The following is a 21,423-nucleotide window of genomic DNA, read 5'->3' on the forward strand; positions in this document are numbered from 1 at the left end:
CAGTACCTCCTCAGGCGGTGTAGGTCACGGCTTTCACCGCTTCTACCACTTCTGCAACAGTTGGCAGAGCCAACTTTTCAAGATTTGCCGCATATGGCATCGGCACATCCTTGCCAGCGATCGTCAGGATCGGCGCATCGAGGTAATCGAAAGCCTGCTGCATGACGCGGGTAGCAATCTCAGTACCAACGGACGACTGTGGATAGCCTTCTTCCACAGTCACGAGGCGGCCAGTTTTCTTGACCGATTCGACAACTGTCGGAATGTCCATTGGACGGATGGTGCGCAGATCAATGATTTCCACATCGATACCGAGACCGGCCAGCTCTTCTGCAGCCTTGATCGCATAGGTCATGCCGATACCGAACGAAACGATGGTCGCGTCCTTGCCCTGCTTATGAATGCGGGCCTTGCCAATTGGCAGAACGAAATCATCAAGCTTCGGCACATCAAAATGATGACCGTAAAGGATTTCGTTTTCGAGGAAGACTACCGGATTTGGATCACGGATAGCAGCCTTGAGCAGGCCCTTCGCGTCAGCTGCCGTATAAGGCATGACGACCTTGAGGCCCGGAATCTGGCTGTACCATGCAGCATAGCACTGAGAGTGCTGAGCTGCGACGCGGGCAGCTGCACCCGAAGGGCCGCGGAACACCATTGGTGCGCCCATCTGACCACCGGACATATAAAGCGTCTTGGCTGCCGAATTAATGATCTGGTCAATCGCCTGCATGGCGAAGTTGAACGTCATGAATTCAACGACCGGCTTCAGGCCAGCCATTGCGGCACCAACGCCAACACCGGCAAAACCGTGTTCGGTGATCGGGGTATCAACGACGCGGCGCGGGCCGAATTCGTCGAGAAGACCCTGCGTGATCTTGTAAGCACCCTGATATTCGGCAACTTCTTCACCCATGATGAAGACATTTTCGTCACGGCGCATTTCTTCGGCCATGGCATCGCGCAGTGCTTCACGCACAGTTGTCGAAACCATTTCTGTACCGGCTGGAATATCCGGATCAGCAGCAACTTCAACCTTTGGAGTAGCTGGAACGCTATCGGCTTTCTTTTCTTCAGCCTTTGGCGCTTCTTTTGCTTCTTCCTTCGGTGCTTCAGCCTTGGCCGCCGGAGCAGAGCCAATATCAGAGGCGCTTTCACCATCGCCGAGCAGAACTGCGATCGGCGTATTGACCTTCACGCCTTCCGTACCTTCTTCGATGAGAATTTTACCGATTGTGCCTTCATCAACGGCTTCAACTTCCATCGTCGCCTTATCGGTTTCGATTTCCGCGATCACGTCACCAGACGTAACCTTGTCGCCTTCTTTTTTAAGCCACTTGGAAAGTTTGCCCTCTTCCATCGTAGGAGAAAGGGCAGGCATGAGAATTTCTACGGGCATGACAACACCTTTCTCGAATTAGAGCAGAATATCCGTGTAGAGCTCGGAAGCATCCGGCTCTGGATCGTTTTGAGCGAAATCGGCGGAATCAGCGACGATGTCGCGAACTTCCTTGTCGATTTCCTTCAGCTCTTCTTCAGTGGCCCAGCCCTTTTCGATCAGGCGCTGTTTTACCTGTTCGATAGGATCGTGTTCGGAACGCATCTTCTGCACTTCGTCCTTCGAGCGATATTTCGCAGGATCGGACATCGAGTGACCGCGATAACGATAGGTTTCCATTTCAAGGATCAATGGACCCTTGCCGGAACGTGCCCAATCAACAGCGAACTCAGCAGCAGCGGCAACGGCGCGAACGTCCATGCCGTCAACCTTGATGCCCGGAACGTTGAACGAAACACCGCGCTTGGAGAAGTCTGTTTCAGCAGAAGAACGCGAAACTGACGTACCCATCGCATAACGGTTGTTTTCAATCACATAGATCACAGGGAGCTTCCACAGCGAAGCCATGTTGAAGCTTTCATAGACCTGACCCTGATTGGCAGCGCCGTCACCGAAATAGGTCACGGAAACATTGTCATTGCCGCGATACTTGTTCGCGAAGGCAAGACCAGTTCCAAGCGGAACCTGAGCGCCAACGATACCATGGCCGCCGTAAAAGCCTTTCTCTTTCGAGAACATGTGCATGGAGCCGCCCTTGCCCTTGGAGTAACCTCCACGGCGTCCGGTCAACTCGGCCATGACACCACGTGCTTCCATGCCGGTAGCAAGCATGTGACCATGGTCACGGTAGGAAGTGATAATTTGATCGCCTTCCTTCAGCGCTGTCTGCATGCCAACAACAACGGCTTCCTGACCGATGTAAAGATGGCAGAAACCGCCGATGAAGCCCATACCGTAAAGCTGACCGGCCTTTTCTTCGAAACGGCGGATCAACAACATCTCACGATAAGCGGCCAGTTCCTGCTTCTTGTCGAAGTTTGCAGGCGCAGGTGCCTTGGGGGTTGTAACAGAAGACGCCTGCATTTTGCCGGCAGGCGCCCTTTTAGCCCTCGGTGCCATATCTCGCTCCCTTAAGCATCCCCCCCCCGAAAATCGGGATCGATTTTCGGAAGACATGATGCGTCGATTCAAATTACCAGAGCGACCCTTACGCACCCGTAGGGCAAACGGCGCTCTAAGATTGTTGTTCTATTGTGACGTTATACGGGCAATTTACAAGATACAATATGCACCCAGAGCATAGCTGCTATGCCGCCAAGCCTTTAAAAACATATCACAAAAAGACAATTAACTGGATTTGAGTTAATTCGACTTGTCTTCCTTTGAAATGATTATAGTCATTTCGTCGGGATGGGAGAGATTAAGCGCCCTGCGCGCTTGCTCGTCAAGCATATCCTTTTCGATCGACCCATCGCGCAAAAGCGTGACGCGCTTCTCAAGTGCGGCCCTGTCGGCAGTCACTTTCTCAAGCTGCTGGCTAAGCAGGCTTTTCTGTTCTTCAAGCTGAATACGGGAATAAAGACCAAACTCGCCATGATAGGCGTGAAAGCCGAAATAGCTAAGAAACGCAGCCGTCAAAATAGGCAGCACAAAGCGCCCGCGGATAGATTTACGTTTCTGCTTGGTCCACATTTCGGCTTCCTTCCCGGACACTCAAAACGGCTTTGATTCTCGTCAAAAAGCCGTCAATCCGATTTCCACCATGAAGCATTATTTTGCTTAACAGAGATTTACCGCAGCCCTATGACGCAAGCTTATCGAGCATATTTCTTTGAAAAGAGGCTTTATTTCAGCGATTGGGCACACAGAATCACAAATGGCAGATAGTGACCTGTTTCCGACATTTGCATCCCTCAGTGACAGGCATCGAAAAAATGTCGGAATCAAAAGACCACTTGCAACTTTATGAATCCAGTGGATTTTTCGAATTTGACGTTTGAAACAGCATCGATATCATCCGAATTCAAACGTCAAATTCAATCCACTATGGCCACCATTTGATCATTAATAATTGTGGAAATCACACATCGAGAATGGTCGAGAAGCCACCCATGATCATGCGTTTGCCGTCAAAAGGCATGGTATCGCCCATTTCCTTCATGCGCGGGTCGCTCATCATCTTCTCGTTCGCGGCATCTCTTGTGGCTTTGTCTGGATATTCAAACCACGAGAAGACCACATCCTCATCGGCTGTCGCCTGCACTGCACGGCGAAAATCAGTGACTTTGCCATCGGGTACATCGTCACCCCAGGCTTCGACCATCCGCGTCACGCCAAATTCCTTAAACAGCGCCGACGCTTTGGCGGCATGTTTCTGATATGTGTCCTTGTTCGCCTTAGGAACAGCGACAACAAATCCTTCGATATAAGCCATTTCTCTCTCCCATTTTTTCCGCCCGTTTCATTGACTGCGTTTGCCCTCGGTTCACTTTCCTCTGAAATAGGTCACTAAACTTAACTGGCAACAGCATTTACATTGATATCAATGTAAATTGATTTGTCAAATAAGGCATGACTACCTGCTCAGCGTAAAAAGAAGAGGCTCTGAGCCTCAACGTGTAGGTTGGATGAAGGGCTCGCGTAAAAGGAAACGGTCGAAAAAAGAATCGTTGGGCAGTCACCGCTGCGCTGTTACCGAATGCCATAAGGTAGGAGCGAGATCATAACCACTTCCCTCCCAGCTTTCTGAAGAAACTGCATTCCACGATGCATTGCTGTTCCAAAAGCTGACGATCTCATCGGCGCTCATATAGTTATAGTATCGCCCAAGTGCGTCATAACCTTCTCCTGGGCCATCCTTAAAACTCGCCCATAACCAACCGCCGGGCTTTAGTGCACGGTGCATACGCCGCACAATATCGGGTAGGTCTGCACGATTTGCATGGAGAAGCGAAGCAGATGCATAGATGGCGTCATAACGCTCGACCGCCTCAAGTTCATGGAACAGCATCTGTTTAACGGGGCGCTTCAAAAGCAATGCAGCTTCTGCAGCGAGTTCTCCTGAACCATCGGTCGGATCGACCTCAAAGCCTTGTTCGAGCATAGCTTTAGCATCCTGGCCGCTCCCTGTGCCAAGCTCAAGAACAAGACCTGTAGGCCGCACGAGTATGAGAAAACTCTCCAGTCTTGGATTAACGCTGGAGCGGGCTGCATAGGCGGCTGCATTATCCGCATAAAAACCCAGCGTATCGCTCGACATAACTCTGCTCCCCAATTGCGCCCAGCGCGCCCCTTTAAAAACCAACCAAATATGTCGACACAAAGTCGCAAAGAAAAAGGCGGGCCAAAGCCCGCCTTTTCAACTTATAAAATAACTAAAGCTTAGATGAACTTCAGCGCGCTGCGGCCTGCATAGCGAGCCTGCTTGCCAAGTTCTTCTTCGATACGGATGAGCTGGTTGTACTTCGCCGTACGGTCAGAACGAGCCAGCGAACCAGTCTTGATCTGACCACAGTTGGTTGCAACGGCGAGATCGGCAATGGTCGAATCTTCCGTTTCGCCCGAACGATGGGACATGACAGCGGTGTAACCGGCCTTGTGAGCGGTTTCGACAGCATCCAGCGTTTCGCTGAGCGAACCGATCTGGTTGACCTTGACGAGGATTGAGTTGGCAACACCCATCTTGATACCATCGCGCAAACGAGCCGAGTTGGTGACGAAAAGATCGTCGCCAACGAGCTGGCACTTATCACCGATCAGATCGGTCAGGTATTTCCAGCCTTCCCAATCGTCTTCTGCCATACCGTCTTCAATCGAAACGATTGGGTAATCAGCAGCAAGCTTGGCAAGATACTTGGCCTGAGCCTTTGGATCACGGGTCTTGCGCTCACCTTCGTAGACGTAGTTACCGTCCTTGAAGAATTCAGTCGCAGCGCAATCGAGACCAATTGCAATGTCTTCACCTGGCTTGAATCCAGCCTGTTCAATCGATTCCAGTACGAAATCGAGAGCAGCCTGTGCGCTCTTGAGGTTTGGAGCAAAGCCGCCTTCGTCACCAACATTGGTGTTGTGACCGGCATCCTTCAGGCGCTTTTTGAGCGTGTGGAACACTTCCGAACCATAACGGACAGCTTCGCGGATCGACGAAGCGCCAACTGGCAGGATCATGAATTCCTGGAAGTCGATTGGATTGTCAGCATGCGCGCCACCATTGATGATGTTCATCATTGGAACTGGCAGAACATGGGCGTTGACGCCGCCAACATAGCGGTAGAGTGGAAGGCCGGTTGCCTGTGCGGCAGCCTTGGCGACAGCAAGCGAAACGCCGAGAATTGCATTAGCGCCGAGATTGCCCTTGTTTGGCGTACCATCGAGATCAATCAGTGTCTGATCGATCAGCAGCTGGCTTTCAGCATCGATACCGGCGATTGCGTCGAAGATTTTGCCATTGACCGCTTCAACAGCCTTTTCAACGCCCTTACCGAGATAACGGCTGCCGCCATCGCGCAGTTCGACAGCTTCGTGTGCGCCAGTCGATGCGCCCGATGGTACAGCAGCGCGGCCAAAAGAGCCGTCTTCAAGCACTACGTCAACTTCGACGGTCGGGTTTCCGCGGCTATCGAGAATCTCGCGGCCAACGATGTCGATGATTGCAGTCATAGGAGCAGGTCCTTCCCAGTAGATTGCCTCGCTCTTTGTCGAGACACATTGAAGAAATCCGATTTCACATCTTCATTATAGAAATAAGAGGCAGAGGAAAATCCCCCGCCTGTGAATTCCTGATGAAATTTTAAATCGATTTAGCAATCCGGTCGAAGGCCATCAGCTTTTCGAGAAGTGCGGCCATTTTATCGATTGGCACCATGTTTGGTCCGTCAGACGGTGCATTGTCCGGATCCTGATGCGTTTCAATGAAAACACCGGCAACACCAACAGCCACGGCTGCACTTGCAAGTGTCTGGACAAATTCGCGTTGACCGCCTGAAGATCCACCCTGCCCGCCCGGTTGCTGCACCGAATGGGTCGCGTCAAAAATCACAGGCGAACCAAAGCCAGCCATGATCGGCAGCGAGCGCATGTCGGAAACAAGTGTGTTGTAACCGAAAGATGCACCACGTTCTGTTGCCAGAACATTCGGATTGCCATTCTCGGTGATCTTGGCAAGCACGTTCTTCATGTCCCAAGGCGCCAGAAACTGGCCCTTCTTAACATTGACCGCACGGCCCGTCTTTGCAGCCGCAACCAGAAGGTCAGTTTGACGGCAAAGAAATGCTGGGATCTGCAGAACATCGACGACCCCAGCGACGGCCGCACACTGTTCTTCGGTATGAATGTCAGTCAGGACGGGGAAGCCGAATTCCTTCTTAAGGTCAGCAAAAACTTCGAGTGCCTTTTCAAGGCCAATACCGCGCTGCGCGCTGAGCGAAGTGCGGTTCGCCTTGTCAAAGCTCGACTTATAAACAAGCCCCATACCAAGCTTATTGGTGATCTCAACCAGTCGGCCAGCCATGTCGAACGCGTGTTCACGGCTTTCCATCTGGCAAGGCCCAGCGATCAGAGCCAGCGGCGCACTATTGGAGAACGTAACATTGCCGATTTTCACGGCAGAATTAGCGGTCGTCATGATTGTGAACCTTCAAATACAAACAATGTCCCCTGACCTGCGGCAGGATAGACGAGAACACGACCATCGCTCTTTGTAAAAGCGATTCCGTTACGAGTGAGGAGTTGCTCAACGGCATAAAGCGAAGCAACCGAGAAAACCAGTCCTGATAGAAGTAAGCCACGGCCATGCAGTTCCGGCGACCAACCAAAACAGCGATTAAACTGTGTCGGCGTCATGGCCTCTATATTGGAATTTTTAGCCGTGATTGCCAGGGAACTATCTTCACGTCTCCGAGCAGCGGCATGAAATACGCCCTGCAAGAGATCGGAGAAGTCTTGCGGCTGTTCTTCACACAGCAATATCTCGCGTAAGCCTGTTACGCCATTTTCATGCGTGATCAGGTGCGAACGGTCAGTCTTGGGATATGCCAAACGCTGACAGGTGAAGAAGAATGCATCCGGCGCGCGCAAATCCGCTGCAAAAGCCAGCCGGAAGCTGCCCTTCTCACGTTTCCCTTCCGATGAGATGAAGCTGCGTGAAAACTCGACCATGCGACCGCCGGAAATACCCCGCCGCTTGAATTCCGCATGATCGCCACGCGAATCATCGGTCTTGAAAGCTATCCCGGAAAAGCCGTCATCGCCGTTGCGAAAGCGGTAAGACAAATCACGCTGGACAAAGCTGTTGTTGCGCTGCGCAGCGGCTTCATAAAGCGGTGCGCGGTCCACAGCCAACATTTCGACATAGGTATCGTCTGCAAAGAAACTGCAGACATTGGCTGTACCGAATGGATGTTGCGCATCCGGCGCCACTGTAAATCCTAAGAGAGAAAGTCTCTTGCGCGCCTCCTTAAGCTGAGCCACCGGCAAAACGAGATGGTCAACTGAACGAGCATTGCGCGCAAGAAGGTTATTCATGCATCAAACCAGTCTACCCTGATCCATCGCAGCAGCGATGAAGGAAGCGAACAGCGGATGCGGCTCGAACGGACGAGATTTCAGTTCCGGATGGTATTGAACGCCGATGAACCATGGATGATCGGCATATTCGACCGTCTCTGGCAGAACGCCATCAGGTGACATGCCAGAGAACACCAAACCGCATTCTTCCAGACGATCCTTATAGTCAACATTCACCTCATAGCGGTGACGATGACGCTCGGAAATATCGGTTGAACCGTAAATCTCAGCAATACGCGTTCCAGCCTTAAGCGTGGATTCATATGCTCCCAGACGCATGGTGCCACCCAGATCACCTGACTTCGTGCGCTTTTCGAGCATATTGCCCTTGAGCCACTCAGTCATCAGACCGACAACAGGTTCCTTGGTCGGACCGAACTCGGTCGATGAAGCATTTTCGATACCGGCAAGGTTACGCGCGGCTTCGAGACATGCCATCTGCATACCGAAACAGATACCGAAATAAGGCACCTTGCGTTCACGAGCGAACTTTGCGGCAAGAATCTTGCCTTCCGCACCGCGTTCACCAAAGCCACCGGGCACCAGAATGCCGTGTACCTTTTCCAGATGCGGAGCCGGGTCTTCACTTTCAAAGACTTCAGCTTCGATCCAGTCGAGATTGACCTTAACCTTGTTGGCAATGCCACCATGCTGAAGCGCTTCGATCAGCGACTTATAAGCATCCTTGAGCTCAGTATATTTGCCGACAACGGCAATGGTCACTTCGCCTTCAGGATTATGGATGAGATGGGAAATTTCTTCCCAGCGCTCCATACGAGGCTTCGGAGCAGGCTCGATACCGAAAGCTGCGAGAACTTCGTTATCGAGACCTTCTTTATGATACGCAATCGGCACATCATAAATGGACGAAACATCAAGCGCCTGAATGACTGCGCTTTCACGCACATTACAGAACAGCGACAGCTTGCGACGTTCGGAAGCTGGAATCTCACGATCCGCACGCACCAGAAGAATATCCGGCGCAATACCAATCGAACGCAGTTCCTTGACCGAATGCTGCGTTGGCTTCGTCTTGAGTTCGCCCGCAGCAGGAATGTACGGCATCAGTGTGAGATGGATATAGACCGCGCTGTTGCGTGGCAGTTCATTACCGAGCTGACGAATGGCTTCAAGGAACGGCATGGCTTCGATATCGCCAACCGTACCGCCGATTTCGCACAGGACGAAGTCATAATCGTCATTGCCTTCAAGGATAAAGTTTTTGATTTCATCAGTGACGTGTGGAATGACCTGAACTGTCGCGCCGAGATAATCGCCACGGCGTTCTTTTTCGATGATATTACGGTAAATGCGACCGGTGGTGATATTGTCCCGCTGATTTGCAGGACGACCGGTGAACCGCTCGTAATGGCCCAGATCAAGGTCTGTTTCAGCACCATCGTCAGTGACGAACACCTCACCATGCTGGTAAGGCGACATCGTGCCAGGGTCGACATTGAGATAAGGGTCGAGTTTACGGATACGCACGCGGTAACCACGTGCCTGAAGGAGTGCAGCTAGAGCTGCTGCGGCAATGCCTTTTCCAAGGGAAGAAACCACGCCGCCTGTGATGAATACATATCGCGCCATGGGCTTATGTCGTTAGACCCTTCTGATTGATTCCGCCACTAAAAAAATGTGCGGTTGGCGTTTTTTCCAGCATCTTCACATCTGATTACGCGCATAAAGCGAAATGTCAGACGTAAATAACGAAATACGTGTGCGTGAAATTTGACACTTCAGTTTTATACGCGCACAAAAAAAGCCGGGAAGAATCCCGGCCTTTCGGGTATTTTTAAGCAAGATCAGAGAACGACGACTTTTGCGCCCATGCCGACGCGATCATAGAGATCCAGAATGTCGTCATTGGTCATACGGAAGCAACCGTTCGAAGCCGGGCTACCGATTGTCCATGGCTGAGTGGTGCCGTGAATACGGATATACGTATCCTTGTTGCCCTGGAACAGATACATGGCGCGTGAACCAAGCGGATTGCCCGGACCACCATCCATGCCGTTCTTGTAACGGCCATACTGCGCAGGATTGCGTTCGATCATTTCCTTGGTAGGAATCCAGCGCGGCCATTCGCGCTTCGCGCTGACGGTCGCGGTTCCCTTGAATTCAAGACCGACTTTGCCAACAGCAATGCCGTAACGGCGCGCAGTGGTCGAGCTTTCAACGAGATAAAGGAAATACTTCGACGGATCGATTACGATCGTACCTGCTTCGTAACCAGTGAAGGTAACGGACTGCGCCTGATAACGCGGGTCGATGTTGTAGCGGTTAAGGCCGACCTTCTTCGCAGCACCTGCGTTCGAAGCGCTCTTCTTTTTCTTCTTGGCAGGCTTTTCCTTGGCGTCGCTAGCCACAGCGACCTGCTGAACACCTGTTGCCGCAGCGGTAAGCTCGGCTTCAGCACCGGCCACACCTGCAGCAAAACTTGGGCCCGTAAGTCCAATGCAAAGGCTTGCAATGCCAGCCATCAAAATAAAACGTGAAGACATGATCTTTTCCCGAAAACCCAAGCAATGCGGAAAACACCTGTCGCAGTATCGCGTTCAGGCTTTCGCTCTCCATACTTTAAACAGTCGCACTACTCAATTATCCACAATGGCTATCCCGCACGATTCGAGTGGGGCTATTGCCGGCGTGCAACACTTTGCGAACTCAAGTTTAACAAAAAGAAAACCGGCCCTTTCGAGCCGGTTTTCAAATTTCTGAGATTATAAAGCTCGTTACTGGGAGCTTGGAACCTGTGGAGCCTGCGGCTGCGTGCTGTCAGGCTGCGTTGGTGCAGTCGTTGGAGCCGAGCCAGAAGCAGGCGTTTCCGTCTCATTGGTACGCGAAGACTCGCCACCAAGCTGATTGAGAATGCCGCCGCCAGTACCGGTTCCACCGGCTGGAGGATTCTGTGTGCTGCCAGCAGCCGGAATACGGTTCAGAATGTCCGTAGGCTTTTCGCCGTAACGGGCCATGATACCGAGAACAAGCGAAGTGGCAAAAAAGCCAATCGCGAGAATAGCTGTCGTACGGGTCAGCGCATTAGCTGCGCCGCGTGCCGTCATAAAGCCCGAACCACCGCCGATACCAAGGCCACCGCCTTCGGAACGCTGGATGAGCACAACGCCAACAAGCGCCAGAACGATCAACAAATGAATGACAATGACTATGGTCTGCATAGGTTACGGTCTTTATATCTCTGGACTAATGCGTAACCGGGAAAAACCACAAGATTTCCGCCCCGGATAGCGATGATACAAATAGATAGAGCGGCTCTTTACACGCTATTGTGTGATAATCCAAGCCCTCTGCCCCAGATAGATTGGCCCCAGATAAACTGAGGACGCAGATACTTCTCACAGATTGCGATAGGTTTCGCATATGGCGAGGAAGTCCGTTGCTTTCAAGCTGGCTCCGCCCACCAATGCGCCATCAACATCGGGCACGCTCAACAATTCAATGGCGTTGGCCGGTTTAACCGAACCGCCATACAGAAGACGCAAGTGCGCACCACTGGCACCGAAGCGCTCGGTCAGCTTCTCACGTATAAAAGCGTGAGCGGCGCGAACGTCTTGCACAGTTGGCGTCAAGCCTGTGCCAATTGCCCAAACTGGTTCATAGGCAACAATAGTATTTTCGGCTTTCACACCTTCTGGAAGTGAAGCGGCAAGCTGATCGCCGATCACGTCAAGCGTGCGGTCTGCCTTGCGCTCGTCAGCCGTTTCGCCAACACAGACAATCGCTATAAGACCAGCTGCCCATGCAGCTTCGGTTTTGCTGCGAACAAGATCATTGGCTTCGCGGTGATCTGTGCGGCGTTCGGAGTGGCCAAGAATGACATGGCTTGCACCAGCTTCTTTAAGCATCTGCGCTGAAACATCGCCGGTATGCGCGCCCGACACCTTTGGATGACAATCCTGTCCACCCAATGCGACGGTTTCACCTTCAAGCGTTTCAGCCGCTCGTGAGAGCAATGTAGCAGGAACGCAGATGACAGCGTCAAGCTTACGACCCAGATCGGAACTCAGGCCCGCAGCAATCGCGCGCAGTTCCGTTAGGGATTCTCCCGTGCCATTCATTTTCCAGTTGCCAGCAACCAGCGGACGGATTCCCGGAGTCATATCATTCTCCTCGCCTTGAACGGCGCCAACCTGCTAAAACAGGTATGCGGCGCCAAATTTTGCCACTGACTAAGCGTATTCGTCACGCAATGCAACGTTCTTGGTGGTCTATACTCAATGAGAACTTGCATCGGGGCCTAGCTTAAGGTTATCCCCTCACACGGCTTATCTTTATCGATGGCCGGGCTATGTTTTGTTCTTAAAGGGTTTCCAATGCTCGACAGTATGCGTGATGCCGCCAGATCCTGGGTTGCTAAGCTTCTTCTCGGCCTCCTCGTTCTGAGTTTTGCAGTCTGGGGCATCGCAGATGCATTCCGGGGCGACACGTCTGGCAGTGCAGCGCTCAGCGCTGGCAAGTCGGAAGTGAGCGCAACAGATTATCGCTTTGCCTATGAGCAACAGCTGATGCGTTTATCGCAGCAGTTCCGTCAGCGACTGACCCGTGAACAGGCTCAACAGCTCGGCGTTGAAAATCAGGTTCTGGCACAGCTCGCAGCTGGCGTCGTCCTGGATGAACAGGCTCGCAACATGCAGCTTGGTCTTTCCAAAGACGGTATCGCGCGTCTAACTGGTGAAGATCCATCATTTCAGGATGCAAGTGGCAATTTTAGCCGTGCCCAGTTTGATGCGGTTTTGCGTCAGTCCAACATTCGTGCGCAGGACTATCTCGACAATCGTGCAAAAGTTGCTCGTCGCCAGCAGGTTGTTGAAGCCGCTACCGATGGCTTGAAAATGCCGAATACTATGTTGAAAGCGCTTGCTCTTTATCAGGGTGAAAGCCGCAGCGCCGATTACATCACCATTCCTGCCGAAAAAGCCGATGCAGTTCCTGCCCCATCTGATGAAGCTCTCAAGGCTTACTTTGATGAGAACAAGGATGAATACAAGGCTCCAGAATATCGCAAGATCACCTATGTGAAGCTTGAGCCTTCGGACATTGCCGATGCAGCTGCAGTCACGCAGGACGAAATCAACGAGTATTATGAAAAGAATAAGAGCCGCTTCAGCACCACTGAAACGCGCACCATCGAACAGTTGAACTTTGCAGACGAAGCTGCAGCTCAAGCCGCGCAGCAGAAAATTACAGCTGGTACGAGCTTTGTTGATATCGGCAAAGAACAAGGCAAGAGCGAAGCCGATCTGGTTCTCGGAACCTTTGAAAAGTCTGCTCTTCCTGATGCGACTATCGCTGAGGCAGCATTTGCACTCAACGAAGGCGGTGTAAGCGACGTGGTCAAGGGTGCATTCGGCCCGGTTATCCTCCGTGTCACCAAGGTGAATGCAGCGAACGTCAAGTCGCTATCGGACGTTGAAGGCGAAATTCGCGATACCGTCGCAACCAACATTGCAATCAGCAGCATCAACGGCATTCACGATTCTTACGAACAGCAGCGTTCAGACGGCGCAAGCATGGTCGAAGTTGCCAAGGGTTTGAGCCTCAAGACTGTCACTATCGAATCCGTTGATGCCGAAGGCAACGATCCTGCCGGCAACGCTGTTGAACTACCAAACTCCGAAGCGCTTCTCGCTGCTGCATTCCAAGCTGAACAAGGCTTTGACAACGACGCTCTGACAATGGGCAATACCGGCTACCTTTGGTATCAAATCGATGGCACCACCCCTGCTCGCGACCGCACGCTTGACGAAGTCAAGGACAAGGTCGTAGCAGCATGGAAGGGTGACGAGGCTGTGAAGCGCCTGAACCAGCGCATGGAAAATCTGAAGAAGCGCCTCGACGGCGGTGAAACGCTTGACGCGATTGCCGCAGAAGCGGGTGTTGAAAAGCAGACCAAGCGCGGCATCACTCGGAACACCAACGATGCTGATTTCAGCTCTGCTGCGACCGCACAGGTCTTCCGTGGGCCAAACGATCACACAGGTACGGCTGCAGCTGCATCTGACGATGCACAGATTTTGTTCAAGGTTATCGAAGTCACAGAACCAACTGCTGCGGGTCCGGAAGCAATTCCTGAACAGCAGCAGACCTATCTGTCGACCACGCTTACCGATGACGTTCTCGAACAGCTGGTTGGCGAATTGCAGAAGCAATATCCGGTGCGGATCAACCAGACCGTCATCAACAACGCATTGGCCTTCTGATCAGCGGCGGACATGAAATAATGGCTGACTTAAAACCCTATATCTCCAAGGCTGCCTCCGGTAATCCATTGTCGTTTGAGGATTCCAAAGCAGCCTTTGACATCATGATGTCCGGACAGGCCACCCCATCGCAGATCGGTGGTTTCCTGATGGCTCTCCGCGTTCGTGGTGAAACAGTGCCGGAGATTGCCGGGGCTGTTGCGTCCATGCGTTCGCGCATGTTGCCGGTATCCGCACCAATTAACGCTGTTGATATCGTTGGCACCGGCGGCGACCAGTCCGGCTCCTACAATGTATCGAGCTGCTCGGCTTTCGTCGTCGCAGGTGCAGGCATTCCCGTTGCCAAACACGGCAATCGTGCCCTCTCATCGCGTTCGGGTGCCGCCGATGCGCTCGCAGCCCTTGGGGTCAACATAGATGCCGATGCAGATACGATTGGCCGCAGCATCAATGAAGCTGGTCTTGGCTTCATGTTCGCACCGACTCACCATTCCGCTATGCGGCATGTAGGTCCATCGCGTGTTGAACTCGGCACCCGCACGATTTTCAACCTGCTTGGACCGCTATCAAACCCGGCAAGCGTCAAGCGTCAGCTGGTCGGCGTATTTTCGGCAGAATGGGTAGAGCCTTTGGCGCAGGTCCTCAAAGAACTTGGTTCTGAAACCGCATGGGTTGTCTATGGCGATGGTCTAGATGAGATGACCACGGCAGGCACCACGAAAATCGCAGCGCTTGAACACGGTACGATTCGCACATTCGAGATTGAGCCTGAAGATGTGGGCTTGCGCCGTGTCGATATGTCGGAACTCAAGGGCGGCGAAGCCGAAGTAAACGCCAGAGCTCTGCTTGGCGTTCTCGAAGGAGATCAAAACGCCTATCGCGATATCGTGTTGCTGAATTCTGCGGCAGCACTCGTCATTTCAGGTAAGGCAAAAGACTTGAAGGACGGCATTGCTCTTGCCGCGCAATCTATCGACAGCGGTTCAGCACTTGCAGTCCTGCAAAAAGTTATCGCCGTCTCCAACGACAAACCGCTCTGACGGAGAGGATCAAACCATGTCCACCGACATTCTGCGGAAAATCGAAGCTTATAAGCGCGAAGAGATCGCTGTCGCCAAGGCTCGCCTTCCACTTGAAGAAGTAAAAGCGCAGGCTAAGGATCAGCCTGCGACACGCGGCTTCTTGAAGGCACTTGAAGCAAAGCGCGCTGCAAACAAGTTTGCGCTTATCGCCGAGATTAAAAAGGCAAGCCCGTCGAAGGGCTTCATTCGCCCGGATTTCAATCCACCGGCACTGGCCAAGGCCTATGAAGAAGGCGGTGCTGCCTGTCTTTCCGTGCTGACCGATAAGCCATCCTTTCTGGGGGCACCAGAGTTTCTGACGGCTGCACGCGATGCCTGCTCTCTGCCAGCTCTGCGCAAGGATTTCCTTTTCGATACCTATCAGGTCTATGAAGCGCGCAGCTGGGGTGCAGACTGTATTCTGATCATTCTCGCAAGCGTCGATGACAATCTCGCCAAGGCGCTTGAAGAAACCGCATTTGAACTCGGCATGGATGCATTGATTGAAGTGCACGACGAAGAGGAAACAGAACGCGCGCTCAAGCTCTCTTCGCGCCTCGTCGGCGTCAACAATCGCAACCTGCGCACATTTGAAGTCGACCTCGCGGTTTCCGAACGTCTCGCAAAGATGGTTCCTTCGGATCGCCTGCTGGTCGGCGAAAGCGGCATCTTCACCCATGATGATTGCCTGCGTCTCGAAAAATCGAATATCGGCACCTTCCTCATCGGCGAAAGCCTGATGCGCAAAGATGATGTTGCGACCGCAACCCGCGAACTTCTGACCGGCAAGGCCTGAGATATGGCGACCAAGCTCACCCATATCGACCAGACAGGCGCTGCCCATATGGTCGATGTTGGGGACAAGTTTGAGACTGAACGTCAGGCCACGGCAGAAGGCGCAGTCAGGATGAAGCCGGAAACGCTGGCGCTTATTCTGGAAGGCAATGCAGCCAAGGGTGACGTTATCGGCGCCGCACGGCTCGCTGGCATTATGGCCGCAAAGAAAACGTCAGATCTTATTCCGCTTTGCCACCCTCTGATGTTGACAAAAGTATCGGTTGATATCCAGCCTGATCTGACACTTCCCGGTCTGCGTATTCGTGCTACTGCAAAGCTTAAAGGCCGCACTGGTGTAGAGATGGAAGCCTTGACTGCTGTTTCCGTCACCTGCCTGACCATTTACGACATGGCCAAAGCAGTTGATCGCCATATGGAGATCACCGACATCCGTGTTTCGGCAAAAAGCGGCGGCAAGTCAGGCGACTGGAAAGCCTGAACATTCAGACGAGAGGAAACCCTATGTCCCTTCTCCCGGTCGATGAAGCACTTGCCCGCATCCTAAGCGCCGCTGAGCCGCATGGTTTTGAGCAGATACCACTTGCTTCAGCCGGAGGCCGTGTTGTTGCCGAGCAGGTCGCTGCGAAACTACTCCAGCCGCCATTTGATTGTTCCGCCATGGATGGCTATGCGCTCATCGCGCCTCAGAATGTTGAATATCCGATTGAACTTACAGTGATCGGCGAATCGGCCGCTGGAAAAAGATTTGAAGGCAAGCTTGCCGCTGGTGAAGCTGTGCGTATTTTCACCGGTGCACCTATGCCAGTTGGCGCTGACTGCATCGTCATTCAAGAAGACACCGAGCGTTCTGGTGACAAACTGACGATCCAACAAGGGCTCGATAAAGGCCGCCACATTCGGCGTGCGGGCCTCGACTTTGCACCCGGCGACACTGTTCTTCCAGTTGGATGCGAACTTGACGCCCCGGCGCTATCTCTTGCTGCAGCGAGCGGCAATGCAACGATTTCTGTTTTCAAGCAGCCGCGAATTGCCATTCTCGCCACAGGCGACGAGCTCGTCCCACCCGGAACAATTCCCGGACCTGATCAAATTGTGGCCTCCAATAGCGTGGGAATAGCCGAGATCGTGCGTCGCGCAGGTGGCAAGCCTGAAGACATGGGCATCATCGTTGACGACCCCGCCAAAATCGAATCAGCGATAAGCCAAGTGCTCGACGATGGCATCGATATCCTTGTCACTATCGGTGGCGCATCAGTAGGTGATCGTGATTACGTGCATGGCGCGTTGAAAAACAGCGGTGTTGATCTCGATTTCTGGAAAATTGCTATGCGACCCGGCAAACCGCTGATGTATGGCCGCAAGACAGTTTCAGGCAAAACAGTGCACGTCATCGGCCTGCCGGGAAACCCTGTTTCTAGCCTCGTTTGCGGCCTCGTATTTCTACGTCCATTGGTAGCCAAGCTATCCGGCACGGATTTGACCGCAGATATTCGTCCCGCAAAGCTTGGTCAGGCGATGAATTCTAATGATCACCGGCGCGATTTTGTTCGGGCAACAGTCGAACAGGACACTGATGGAACATTGATCGCAACACCTTTTCCTCTCCAGGATTCGTCGATGCTTTCTGCCTTAGTCCGCTCCAATGCGCTGCTAATCAGAGATGAAAATGCACCAGCTGCAGCGACCGGTGAATCGTGCTTGATATTGATGCTGTAACGAACCTATCCAATTCCGCCAGTCCGTTAATCATTTTAAAACCATTGCAGAACAAGACTGGAACATATAGTGTTCGTTCTGGTTTTGTTTTTATTTGATTCTGGTCTGGAGGGTGTAGCGCATGTTGACCCGTAAACAGCACGAGCTTCTGCTGTTCATTCATGAACGTCTTAAAGAGACGGGCATCCCTCCGTCTTTTGACGAGATGAAAGAGGCTCTCGATCTAGCCTCGAAATCGGGCATTCATCGCCTCATCACGGCCTTGGAAGAACGTGGCTTTATCCGCAGACTCCCAAATCGTGCACGTGCATTGGAAGTGCTCCGTCTGCCAGATTCCATTGCTCCCGGACTGAATTCGCAAAAGAAATTTGCGCCAAGTGTGATTGAAGGCAGTCTGGGCAAGGTGCCACCTGCCCCCGTGCCTGCGCGCCCTGCTCCGACAACAGCCAATGACGACGTATCGACCATGGTTTCCATCCCTGTGATGGGTCGTATCGCTGCTGGTGTACCAATCTCGGCGATCCAGAATCAGACCCATTCGCTCAGCCTTCCGCCAGAAATGATTGGCGCAGGTGAACACTACGCGCTTGAGGTCAAGGGCGACTCGATGATCGAAGCCGGAATTTTCGATGGTGATACTGTCATCATCAAGCGCGGCGATACAGCCAATCCAGGCGAAATCATCGTTGCACTGGTGGATGACGAAGAAGCGACGCTGAAACGTTTCCGCCGCAAAGGTGCGTCCATTGCGCTCGAAGCTGCAAACCCTGCCTATGAGACGCGGATATTCGGTCCTGACCGTGTTCGTGTGCAGGGCAAGCTGATCGGACTGATCCGACGCTACTAGAGCGCCGTGCGCCCTCTTGGGCGCACGAAGAACGCTCTCAACTATTGAATCTACCCATCCTGAAATGTGTAAAGCATTTTTCGGACAAGATGCGCACTAGAGCATATCTCCCAAAAGTTGGAACCGGTTTTGGTATAAAGATATGCGTAAAAACAAACAGTTAGGCGAATTTCTAACGATTCATCTTAAACAGGAAATGCGCTAGGATAAAAACTTAGAGCGTTTTTTGTTAAATCAAAGAAACGCTCCGGAATTATTGCGGAAGATCAGAGCCGATTGCATTTTCTGTTCCAGCTTTCTTCCGATACTCACGATCAGGCAAGCCGCGCGCCGCTCGTGAATAAAGTCGATAGAGATGCCAAGGTCTTGTAGGTGCATCGACTGAAAAGCTCAGTTTGTCCGCATAGTCGCTGATATTCCGAGGTACAGCAGGCGCGAAACGATAAGCCTCACCCTCACTGACTGGTTCTTGCCCCAAAAACTTTGCCTGAGCCACTTTGTCTGCGTTTAATTTTTGTCCAAATCTTATTTCAAGAGTTCCTTTGAGGGCTAATTCTTGCCTGCCGATCACGAGCGCGTTGGACCGCTCACAGCTTAGTTTTTTTCCGGCAATAGCAAGAATAACAATATCCCCCACATTACAGGCGACCTCGCGCATGTCTTCCTGGGTGGTATAGGCTAGCATTCGACCGTCCCGAAGGGGAATGGTACAGAGGCCGTCCTCACAAAGGAAAGCGTTCTCATCAACGGGAACGGGCTGTTTTTTCATTATGTGCGGAGAAACAAACGTTTCAACCAGATAGGCTGTCTGCCAGTTCTGTGCTGTGAATTGCGGTGGCCTGCTGCGATTAACAGCAAAATTCCCATCCGACAGTCGCACCGCCACAAACTTCGCATCTTCACTGACAAGAACATCAGGCATCGGCGTCCGAATGAATGCGATCAGTCCCAACACAACGAATGGAAGCGCCAGTAACCGCAGCCGAGTTGTGAAAACAACAGCAATCAAAAGCGCAACTGTCCAGAGAATGAGCGTGATGACTGGCATGACACCGGGATTGCCATCGGGCGATAGGCTGGCGACGAATTCCGCAATATGTCGCACAAGTAGAACGCCAAACCCCATGACCTGTAATGGCAGCCAATCGAGTTGCAGGGGCATCAACAATAGACTCAAGACTGCAAATGGCATCACCAGTATCGAAATAACCGGCAAGGCTAGTACATTGCCAACAAGCCCCAAAGGGGCGGTATTGTTGAAATGGTAAGCGGCAAATATCCCGCTGGCCACACCCGCTACAATTGATGTCGCAGCTGTGGCGATCGTCGGCGCTAGTATTCTTGACAGAATCCCGCGCGGCGATGCCGTGCGGTTTTCCATACCTGACTGTTTGCGGGCCTTCCTTTCACTCCACCAGGCGAACGCCGCAATCAGTCCCGCCGTTGCTGAAAATGACATCTGAAAACTTGGACCCAATATTTCGTGCGGCGAGATCGCGATCATCGCTATCGCTGAAATCGCCAGATTGCGCATACTGATAGCCGCTCTGTCAGCCAGAAGCGCGCAAAGCATCACAGCAATCATCACGTAGCTGCGCTGTGCCGCCACATCGGCTCCAGACATGGCGAGATAGAACGTACAACTCAGCAGCGACAGAAAAGCAGCATATTTCTTGACGGAGTATCGCGCGCTGAAGGCCGGAAACAGGGCAAACAGGGACCGCAACGACATCATGACCACTCCTGCAGCCAACACCATATGCAAGCCAGAAATCGATAGGATGTGCGCAAGCCCAGCCTTGCGCAGATGCTCATTGTCTCCTCACTGATCCCCGCCCGCTCGCCGGCGATCAGCGCTGCTGCAACGCTGCCATCTTCACCGGACAACACCTCTGCAATCCGCTCTGAAACATGTACGCGTAACTGTGCTATAGAACCGGAAATTTTTGCGGCCATATTACTTGGGCCGGGTACATCTACAATTTTCGGCGTCCCCAGAAAAAAGCCGTTTGCGCCGATCCCACCGAAATAAGCGTGAAAGCCAAAATCGTAATTTCCAGGCCGCACCGGACCGGACGCCACGCGCAGACGTGCAAAACCGTTCAAGCCGCTTCCGATTGTCGTTGAAGCTGGAATATCGCGCGCAGTAATCCGGATGCGTTGCGGCGAATAACGCAACTTGGGCGTTTGCGTTTCAATCAAGTCAAGCGTGACGCGCCAGCTGCCATTGTCCCGATATTCGAGAGCAACTACCCTCCCCGTAACGCGGGTCGCCACTTCGGAACCGAGCATCTGGGTTCCGCGTCTCTCTGTTTCGATCTTTCCCGCAATTATTCCCAGCTGGAGTGCCATCACGAGCGTCAGAAGCTGCGATACGAGGAAGTGTTTGCGAGAAAGAAGACGAATAAGAACAGACGCTGTGAGAACCGAAAAAAGTGGCAGCCACGCAGGTTCGAACGAAACTGAAAAATAGATAACCGCTCCAACACCCATGAAAACCGGAAACAGTAGGAAAAACATCCCTCTGCCGATTTCCCGCGTCATGGCTGCAGAAAAATTCTGCCGGACAATGGATGCCAGCGCCGTTAGCCGTTCAGACGGTGTTTGTTGTCTTGACGGCTGAACTGGCGGTGTTTGTTCAGTTGGTTTATAAGGTAGCCATGGTTCGGGCAATAAGGAACGCGCAAGACCGTCGGGCATGTCTTTGACAAACACCCGTTCATTAATCTCCTGCGTTTCGCTTATGCTCGTCATGCCCCCGCCTGACTGCAAAAGTGTTCCCCGATTTCTCAAGAAGAATACCGGATTAGCGCGAAAGAAACTTCAAGCCCTTGCGCGCTGTGCTGCCTATGGTACATGAACGCCAGCCAAAATCGA

18 protein-coding genes and 1 pseudogene are annotated in these 21,423 nt (G+C 52.5%); 6 read left to right on the forward strand and 13 right to left on the reverse strand.

From position 1 onward, the window contains the following. Positions 1 to 10: 10 nt before the first annotated feature. From CES85_RS15285 to tpiA, 12 genes are all read right to left on the reverse strand, one after another. Complete coding sequence (locus CES85_RS15285) at positions 11 to 1,399, reverse strand: pyruvate dehydrogenase complex E1 component subunit beta (protein WP_095446732.1); 1,389 nt, start codon at positions 1,397 to 1,399, stop codon at positions 11 to 13. Between the two features lie 18 nt (positions 1,400 to 1,417). Further along, entirely contained in the window at positions 1,418 to 2,458 is a 1,041-nt protein-coding gene (pdhA, locus tag CES85_RS15290; protein ID WP_095446733.1) for a pyruvate dehydrogenase (acetyl-transferring) E1 component subunit alpha, read from the reverse strand. 243 nt (positions 2,459 to 2,701) lie between these two features. Further along, positions 2,702 to 3,031 carry an FtsB family cell division protein gene (locus tag CES85_RS15295; protein WP_095446734.1) on the reverse strand — a complete coding sequence of 110 codons (330 nt, stop codon included), beginning with the start codon at positions 3,029 to 3,031 and terminating at the stop codon, positions 2,702 to 2,704. A 388-nt stretch (positions 3,032 to 3,419) separates the two neighbouring features. Continuing rightward, positions 3,420 to 3,773, reverse strand: a complete 354-nt coding sequence (locus CES85_RS15300) for a DUF1428 domain-containing protein (RefSeq protein WP_095446735.1) — start codon at positions 3,771 to 3,773, stop codon at positions 3,420 to 3,422. Positions 3,774 to 4,016: 243 nt separating this feature from the next. Further along, positions 4,017 to 4,598, reverse strand: a complete 582-nt coding sequence (locus CES85_RS15305; RefSeq protein ID WP_095446736.1) for a class I SAM-dependent methyltransferase — start codon at positions 4,596 to 4,598, stop codon at positions 4,017 to 4,019. Positions 4,599 to 4,720: 122 nt separating this feature from the next. Continuing rightward, positions 4,721 to 5,998, reverse strand: coding sequence for a phosphopyruvate hydratase (gene eno, locus CES85_RS15310; protein ID WP_095446737.1), 1,278 nt, complete (start codon positions 5,996 to 5,998; stop codon positions 4,721 to 4,723). A 130-nt stretch (positions 5,999 to 6,128) separates the two neighbouring features. After that, the gene (kdsA, locus tag CES85_RS15315) at positions 6,129 to 6,962 is read right to left on the reverse strand and encodes a 3-deoxy-8-phosphooctulonate synthase (RefSeq protein ID WP_095446738.1); all 834 of its coding nucleotides are present in this window, start codon (positions 6,960 to 6,962) and stop codon (positions 6,129 to 6,131) included. Then, on the reverse strand, positions 6,959 to 7,861 hold the full coding sequence (locus CES85_RS15320) for a VOC family protein (RefSeq protein WP_095446739.1): 903 nt from the start codon (positions 7,859 to 7,861) through the stop codon (positions 6,959 to 6,961). The genes kdsA and CES85_RS15320 overlap by 4 nt, the downstream gene beginning before the upstream one ends. Before the next feature lie 3 nt (positions 7,862 to 7,864). After that, entirely contained in the window at positions 7,865 to 9,493 is a 1,629-nt protein-coding gene (gene pyrG / locus CES85_RS15325) for a CTP synthase (protein WP_095446740.1), read from the reverse strand. A gap of 215 nt (positions 9,494 to 9,708) precedes the next feature. Further along, complete coding sequence (locus tag CES85_RS15330) at positions 9,709 to 10,407, reverse strand: L,D-transpeptidase (protein ID WP_095446741.1); 699 nt, start codon at positions 10,405 to 10,407, stop codon at positions 9,709 to 9,711. A gap of 231 nt (positions 10,408 to 10,638) precedes the next feature. Beyond that, entirely contained in the window at positions 10,639 to 11,082 is a 444-nt protein-coding gene (gene secG, locus CES85_RS15335; RefSeq protein ID WP_095446742.1) for a preprotein translocase subunit SecG, read from the reverse strand. Between the two features lie 177 nt (positions 11,083 to 11,259). Then, positions 11,260 to 12,024, reverse strand: a complete 765-nt coding sequence (tpiA, locus tag CES85_RS15340; RefSeq protein WP_095446743.1) for a triose-phosphate isomerase — start codon at positions 12,022 to 12,024, stop codon at positions 11,260 to 11,262. A 213-nt stretch (positions 12,025 to 12,237) separates the two neighbouring features. On the opposite strand from tpiA, the gene CES85_RS15345 reads away from it, so the two are divergent. The 6 genes from CES85_RS15345 (at position 12,238) to lexA (ending at position 18,546) form a co-directional block, all read left to right on the forward strand. After that, complete coding sequence (locus CES85_RS15345) at positions 12,238 to 14,124, forward strand: peptidyl-prolyl cis-trans isomerase (protein WP_095446744.1); 1,887 nt, start codon at positions 12,238 to 12,240, stop codon at positions 14,122 to 14,124. Positions 14,125 to 14,144: 20 nt separating this feature from the next. Further along, a complete protein-coding gene (gene trpD / locus CES85_RS15350; protein ID WP_095446745.1) occupies positions 14,145 to 15,164 on the forward strand; it encodes an anthranilate phosphoribosyltransferase in 1,020 nt (339 codons plus the stop codon). A gap of 16 nt (positions 15,165 to 15,180) precedes the next feature. Beyond that, positions 15,181 to 15,981 (forward strand): indole-3-glycerol phosphate synthase TrpC, encoded by an 801-nt coding sequence (trpC, locus tag CES85_RS15355; protein ID WP_095446746.1) that lies wholly within the window; start codon positions 15,181 to 15,183, stop codon positions 15,979 to 15,981. A 3-nt stretch (positions 15,982 to 15,984) separates the two neighbouring features. Continuing rightward, entirely contained in the window at positions 15,985 to 16,461 is a 477-nt protein-coding gene (moaC, locus tag CES85_RS15360; protein WP_095446747.1) for a cyclic pyranopterin monophosphate synthase MoaC, read from the forward strand. Between the two features lie 23 nt (positions 16,462 to 16,484). Beyond that, positions 16,485 to 17,699: a molybdopterin molybdotransferase MoeA gene (locus CES85_RS15365; RefSeq protein ID WP_095446748.1), complete on the forward strand. Its 1,215-nt coding sequence runs from the start codon at positions 16,485 to 16,487 to the stop codon at positions 17,697 to 17,699. Positions 17,700 to 17,820: 121 nt separating this feature from the next. Then, positions 17,821 to 18,546 carry a transcriptional repressor LexA gene (gene lexA, locus CES85_RS15370; RefSeq protein ID WP_095446749.1) on the forward strand — a complete coding sequence of 242 codons (726 nt, stop codon included), beginning with the start codon at positions 17,821 to 17,823 and terminating at the stop codon, positions 18,544 to 18,546. A gap of 253 nt (positions 18,547 to 18,799) precedes the next feature. On the opposite strand, the pseudogene CES85_RS15375 reads toward lexA, so the two are convergent. Continuing rightward, positions 18,800 to 21,300, reverse strand: a pseudogene (locus CES85_RS15375) (ComEC/Rec2 family competence protein). Positions 21,301 to 21,423: the final 123 nt, after the last annotated feature.

The sequence above is a fragment of the Ochrobactrum quorumnocens genome (assembly GCF_002278035.1).
Classification (GTDB): domain Bacteria; phylum Pseudomonadota; class Alphaproteobacteria; order Rhizobiales; family Rhizobiaceae; genus Brucella; species Brucella quorumnocens.